General features: G+C 54.3%; 6 protein-coding genes and 1 pseudogene. 1 reads left to right on the top strand and 6 read right to left on the bottom strand.

What is annotated here, in order from left to right:
• The 4 genes and pseudogenes from HMPREF9538_RS25130 to HMPREF9538_RS25145 all read right to left on the bottom strand — a co-directional run.
• Positions 1 to 810: pseudogene (locus HMPREF9538_RS25130) on the bottom strand (phage tail protein); the annotation flags it as partial.
• On the bottom strand, positions 797 to 1192 hold the full coding sequence (locus HMPREF9538_RS25135; RefSeq protein WP_009483962.1) for an NlpC/P60 family protein: 396 nt from the start codon (positions 1190 to 1192) through the stop codon (positions 797 to 799). The gene HMPREF9538_RS25135 and the pseudogene HMPREF9538_RS25130, both read right to left, overlap by 14 nt.
• On the bottom strand, positions 1189 to 1659 hold the full coding sequence (locus tag HMPREF9538_RS25140; protein WP_004199076.1) for a hypothetical protein: 471 nt from the start codon (positions 1657 to 1659) through the stop codon (positions 1189 to 1191). Before HMPREF9538_RS25140 ends, HMPREF9538_RS25135 begins: the two co-directional genes overlap by 4 nt.
• Positions 1659 to 2135, bottom strand: coding sequence for a hypothetical protein (locus tag HMPREF9538_RS25145; protein ID WP_032456981.1), 477 nt, complete (start codon positions 2133 to 2135; stop codon positions 1659 to 1661). Before HMPREF9538_RS25145 ends, HMPREF9538_RS25140 begins: the two co-directional genes overlap by 1 nt.
• Before the next feature lie 113 nt (positions 2136 to 2248).
• On the opposite strand from HMPREF9538_RS25145, the gene HMPREF9538_RS29090 reads away from it, so the two are divergent.
• On the top strand, positions 2249 to 2515 hold the full coding sequence (locus tag HMPREF9538_RS29090; protein ID WP_071813909.1) for a DUF1883 domain-containing protein: 267 nt from the start codon (positions 2249 to 2251) through the stop codon (positions 2513 to 2515).
• Here HMPREF9538_RS29090 and HMPREF9538_RS25150 read toward each other — a convergent pair.
• Together HMPREF9538_RS25150 and HMPREF9538_RS25155 are read right to left on the bottom strand one after the other, a co-directional pair.
• Positions 2492 to 2671: an Rrf2 family transcriptional regulator gene (locus tag HMPREF9538_RS25150; protein ID WP_009483959.1), complete on the bottom strand. Its 180-nt coding sequence runs from the start codon at positions 2669 to 2671 to the stop codon at positions 2492 to 2494. The two genes, HMPREF9538_RS29090 and HMPREF9538_RS25150, sit on opposite strands and share 24 nt — an antisense overlap.
• A gap of 40 nt (positions 2672 to 2711) precedes the next feature.
• Positions 2712 to 6152 carry a tape measure protein gene (locus tag HMPREF9538_RS25155; protein ID WP_009483958.1) on the bottom strand — a complete coding sequence of 1147 codons (3441 nt, stop codon included), beginning with the start codon at positions 6150 to 6152 and terminating at the stop codon, positions 2712 to 2714.
• Positions 6153 to 6175: the final 23 nt, after the last annotated feature.

The following is a 6175-nucleotide window of genomic DNA, read 5'->3' as shown; positions in this document are numbered from 1 at the left end:
GACGAATGACGCGGGGTGTGGCACCGCCAGTGCGGCGAAGTATGCAAAGTTGTCATCGTTAGAAAGCACAATGGCTTTGAGCTGATTACTCTCGATCGCCACCGATGTCGGTGCCGTCGTGGTCGCGGTCTGGGCCGGAAAGTCCTGGCTTTCGTTCAGTCCGGGGACTGTTTCGTTATCGACGTCATCGAACTGATACCCCACCTCAATCGTGCCGATCACGTCACCCGGGTTATAAATCGCAGAACTGGCTCCCGCCAGGCTGCCGAGGTTCGATTCCGAGTATCGGATCGAGGAAATGGTGTACCGGCCGTAACCGACTTCAAACCACTCCGTGAGTTGCTTGTTATTGTCGACGAACTCAAACAGCGCTTCCTGAATCAAATCGGGAAACACGCGGCACTGGCCGTAAATATTGGGGCGCCCTTTGTAGAGTCGCGCGCGGTTCGTCTGTCCGGTCAGGTCATTATTGGGAGATTCGCCTGTCGCCACCGATACCGACGCGCTGGGCTTATTTGACAGGCCGAACACCTTCAGCGCGCCGGAGAGGATTTTCGTGACCGGACGCAATATCGTGGTGATGAGTTTGCCAACCCCGCCCTCTGGCTGGTCGAACACAGCAACCACGTCGCCAGATCGCAGTGGCCGGCTGATGTCGTAATCGTCCGGCAGTGCTCTGCCATTCAGTTTCACGATAACATCGCGGTGCAGCTGCAGAGAATCCAGCAGGCTCACCAGTGTGGTGCCGACATCTACCGTCCCCCGCTGCAGCGGCGCGCCAGGCAGCCTCTGTAACTCATATCGAACCATGAATCATGTACTCCACGCGGCTGTAAACCTTCAGTAATGCCAGCGGGCTATCGCAGCGCACAAAACCAAACTCCCCGCGGGCGTGCAGGCATTTCACCGGGCTGATCATCACACCGATATGCGCCGGCACATCACCGCGGTAAAAAACGGCGATGCAGCCGGTTGCCGCCACCGGCACACGCCGCCAGTGGGCGCGCTCCTGTTCGTAGCAGGTGATGAAATCCGCGCCCGATTCGTAGCCGGCGATGTGATGCAGTTCCAGGCCGAGCACATGCCGATAATAGAGAACCACCAGGCCCCAGCAGTCCATCTGTTCAAAACTGCAGGCGCGATTAGCCCAGGGCTTGCCGTTAACAAGCCCGATAAAGTCACTCTGTGTCATACGGTGATTAGCCCGGGATAGTCTTTCGTGGTGTAAATGATGGAGTTGGCCAGCGTCAGCGGATTGGTCTTGCCAGCGGTCACGGTGACGTTGCTGGCATCGGCTGAAATGTCGTTCACGTAAAGCGTCCAGTCTTTCAATGACGCCGTGTCACCGATCGCGTTCCACTGCTGATACAGGCACTTTATCGGCGTCATACGCGCCGCCCCGCGCCAGCTTTTCAGTGTCTGCCGGACATGCTCCGTCGCGGCGACAAAGGTAATCGTCATGGATATGACCGCCGTTCCGTCCTGCGCCGGCTCGGTCACGCTGAACCGTGCAGGCTCGAATGAGTTGCCGCCAAACGTCGCCGGGCGAAACAGGTTATTGACCACCCGGTAATAACCAAACGCAGGGTGATAAAACTCCACCGTCTGTTTGATGTCGCTTGCCGGCCGCCGCTCCTTCCACTCTCTCAATGTCGGCATCAGTCAGCCCTCGGCATCACTTCGGTGATCAGGTAATCCAGCCAGTATCCATAGCCTGGCTGTGCCTCAACAATCCAGTCGTCATAGTCCTCGGTAATGTCCTCGATACCGTTGCTGATAACCGTTGCCGTCCAGGTGACAATGTTGCCGTTTTTGCTGGTTTGCACCGGCATATCGACGAAATGCAGCGTCTGCTGCTGAACACCCTGCGTATCACCCAGGTCGATCGGCATCTGGAACCAGTTGCGCCCGCGGTCGCAATATGTCGGCGATCGCAGCCACGACTTAAACCGCTCGGCCTGGGCAAGCGTGAATATCCACTGCAGCGTCCAGGTTGCTTTCAAGTCAGTAGTAATCGGCGTGATTATCAATGGACCGACTGCCGTCTGCGTCGTCTGCCAGGCTGTATCCTGCGTCATATTCTGATCGGCGCGCTGGGGAAGCGGCAGGAACGGAGGGGCTTGAACTGTTGCCACGTTTCCTCCGGGCATAAAAAATGCCGCGGCTGCGGCACTGATCTTTTATCAGGATGTTGCTAAATATTTCTCGCTGATACTGTGTGTTTTTCACACACAGCAAGAGAGGTCATATGTCTTACGAACACGGCAGGTATTACATGGAGGGCGGATCAATCGTTTCCGTTCAGTGCTCCCACCAAATCAACGTCCTTGTTATGGATGACACTGCTTATAACCGATATAAGCGAGGTGAAATTAGCAAGGTCTACGGAGGGTTCTATAAACAATTTCCTGCCAACATTGTGGTGCCTCACTCCGGTCACTGGAATGTCGTTCTGGCTCTCCCTGCCGGTCATCACGCCACATACAGATATTCAATCAACGTAATCAGGCAATAGCATCTGCCCTTTCGCCTGGAATAATGCCTCCTCAAGGGCGGCAATGATTTTCTGCTGTGTGCCGTCCTTCAAGTAGCCCAACGACGCCATTCCCTCCTGTTTCTCGCTGTCTCGGTACCAGATAACTTCGCCATTAACTTCGATTGCTACTTTCATAATGTTCACCCATTAAAAAACCCGCCGAAGCGGGTTTGGTTCAGTAAGTGGCTTGCGCTTTGCGGCTTAGTCCAAATGTCTGCTGCATCAGAGAGGATACCGGGCCACCTCTTTCCATATCGGTGATTAGCAAGTCCACCACTGCGCTACCGTCCTGCATATAGCCGTCGGCACTCTGCACGGTGGCACCGGTAGACTGGTTGATGACGTTCACCTGCACGCTGATCCCTCCTCCTGACTGCATATCCTTATTGCTGATGACCTTCCCATTATCGCCGGGGATCATGTACTGCTTGCCGGTGCTGGCCTGGTAAATCTCTGGTTTTCCGCCTTCACCCACCTGATACATTGAGCCAGCAGATACTGGACCACCGTTTTTACGTTTACCTGCCAATGCCATAACGCCAGCCATAGCGCCCAGACCGATAGCAACTGCACCTCCCCATGAAGCTATCGAGGACATGATCGCAGCTGGAGTCCATGCTGCAGTGGTAGTGGCCGCAGCCGCGGTGCTTGCCGCTGTCTGAGTGGTTATCCCCGCGACTTGCGCTGCTGTGGTCGCTGCTATTGCAGTCTGCTGGGTGGTCGCGCCCATGATCGCGTTTCTTGCCCACTCTACACCCATTTGAACGAAGGCGTTTACAAGACTGTTCAGAACGGTGCTGGCAAGTGATTGCGCTGCTTCCTGTGCGCTCATACTTCCTGTAATTATGCCGGTCAGGGCGTTAGAAGCATTACCAGCCAGAGCATCGAATGACGCAGCTATGGCCTCATTGCCAAGGCTCTGATTCCGGTAAATCTCCCACATAGCAGCGGTTCTCTGCTGCTCATACTGAGTGTCAGCAGCTTTTTTCAGTGCCAGGGCCTGAGTGTGCGCGATAACCCCTTGCTGCTCGAACTGCCGAATAAGCGCCAACTCCTGCGCGTGCTGGTTGGCCAACTGCTGCACCGGGTCAACTTCGGCAAGTGCCTGCTGAGTGGGGTTAACCACCTGCTGCGAGCGTATTTTGGCAAGGTTGGCCTGATGCTGCTGCTCCATCTGCTCAGTGGCTGCGTTGTACTCCTGCAGATCAATCTTTCCGGCGTTCAGCGCCGCTTTCAGGTTCTGCATGGAGTCGGCGTAGGATTTATTCTCCGCCTGTTCCGGAATGGCTTTGAGCGCTTCAGTTACGCCCCTGGCTGCTGCCGCTGCATCCCATGCTTTAGCGGCGTATTGTCCTGCCTCCTGAATCTGCGCCTGAGTTGCAGCGCTTCCAAGAGACTGCTGTGCGCGTAATATCGCCTGTTCCCGGCTTAACTCTTGCGCTGAGCTGGCCGCAAGCTCTGATTGCTGGCGCAGATTGGCTAGTTTCTGGGCTACTGATTCGGCTGCCGTTGCTGAGCGCTTATCCTGCTGCTCACTCTTCCTTTGCGCCTCCTTGCGCGCCTCTTCAGATTTTTGCAGATCAAAGTTTTCCCCCGCCAAATCGCCAGCTTTTGATATCTGATTTGGGTTATCAGTAACCTTTGCTGCCTGCATTCTGGCTTTTGTCACTGCTCTTTGGCGTTCATCCTGAATTTTCAGTAACTCGTTCTGCTCTTCGAGGTTAAGAATTACTTTGTCGCCATCAGCGGTAGGAGGAGAAACCTGCAGCGCTTTGGGGTTGAAGTTTTGTCCAGCCTGGTTTGCTCGGTTTATTTCATCAGCAGTGTTGCCAAAAGCCTTCGCAACCGCGCTCTGCACCTGCTCAAGTGACCAGCCCTTTTGGATCAGCCCATCATGCACCCCCATTGAGGTGAGCATGTTGTTTGTTAGGGTCCTGTTAGCTTCCGCTGCGGTATCCTGAGTTCTTGCCAACTTATCCTGCGCGTTCGCCAGATCGCGCGATTTCTTGGCTAATTGATCAGAAACCTCAGCTTGCTGACGTGCAAAATCAGCGCCTTGCCCCAAGGATTCTGCTACAGCTTGAGCCTCAGGGGTAAAATTGCGATATCGTGAACTTAAAGAGTCAACCTCCGCCTGAAGGTCAGCAATTTCATCCTTCTGCGCTCTAATAGACTCGTTAGCATCGGCGATGGTGCCCCTGAGCTGGGTATTATTCATCGCCTTCATTGAGGCGTTTACTTTGTCCAGACTATCGGCAAAGCGGAGCGCCTCCTCTCTGGCTTGTTGAGCTTTCTGCCAGAAGTAGAAAATGGCTGATGCTGCCAGCATGGCAGCGCCACCAGGACCACCAATCAAAGAAAGCGCCCCACGAGCAAGGCCTATACCTACCGAGGCAGCACTTGCTGCAGTTGCCGCTCGTGCAGATGCCGCGGCTTGTGCAGTTTCTGCCTGCGCCAAAGACAATGATGCTGCACTTGCTCTGGATTTAGCTGCAATTAATGCATCCAGCGCAAGCATTTCAGCTGCGCTACCCTTGGCCACATTATATTCTGCCTGCGCTAAGGCAAGGGAGGACAAAGCCGCCTCTTTGTCTGCAACCGCCTTTCTCTTCACTGACGTAGCAGCTATTAGCGCAGACTGAGCGGCCTGGGCATTGGCAGTGGCCTGACGCTGGGCCGCCAAGGCAGACTGGATCTGAGAGGCGGCAGACATTGTCAATGCGCCGACATAGCGGCTTCCCATAATTGCCGCTGCAGCAGTTAATGCAGCGCTAAGAACGCCTATGTTTTCACTGGCAGTCACAACTGTATCATTAAAAATAGCGGCACCAGTTTTAACGGTAGAGTTTTCGCCAAAAAATTTAGTTACGTTGTTTCCCGCAACCTGCAGTGCCTGGCTGATCGTCGTCGTTGTATTGGCGAACTCTTTTCCGATCACTGCTCCTTGGGATAGAAGCCCATTAACAACCACGTCGGTTGTTAACTTGCCCTGCGCAGCCATGTTCCGCATTTCGCCGATGCTAACGCCCATCGAGTCAGCAAGAGCGACAATAAGACGGTTACCCTGTTCGTTTACAGAGTTGAATTCCTCGCCGCGCAAAGCTCCAGAAGCAAGGCCCTGCGACAACTGAATAATCGCGTTCTCTGCCTCTTGCGCCGTTGCTCCTGATACAACGAACCCTTGGTTTATGATTGTGGTTAACTTGGCCAGATCATCTGCGCTTGTCCCGTACTGCCTGGTTGCCCTTTCCAGTCTTGCGTAGAGGGATGCCGTTGCATCTAGACTACTGCGAGTTTGCTGAGTAATGTTGAATACGCGTTCTGTTACATCAGCAAGTTGCTCGTTAGCCCGCAGCGAGTTAGCCAACTTGTTATTTACAGTTGCCCAGGCATCTGCATATTCAGAAACTTGCTTCACGGAAAGAGCAGCAGACAAAGCAACAGCCACGCCTGACAGGCTTGACATAGAGCGCTCAGTGTTATTCACGGCGCGCGTAGTGCCATCGAAACCACGTTCCATCAGATCGAGGCGTTGATTAACGCGCTGTTGCGCTACAAGCAAGCCCTGCACATCCATTTCAATATCGTAATAAATGCCGCCAGCGTTCTCAGCCATTTGCTATCTCCGGGCAATAAAAA

This window comes from Klebsiella sp. MS 92-3 (genome assembly GCF_000195655.1).
In the GTDB taxonomy this organism is placed as follows: domain Bacteria; phylum Pseudomonadota; class Gammaproteobacteria; order Enterobacterales; family Enterobacteriaceae; genus Klebsiella; species Klebsiella pneumoniae.
This window is presented reverse-complemented; position numbering and strand designations above follow the sequence as displayed.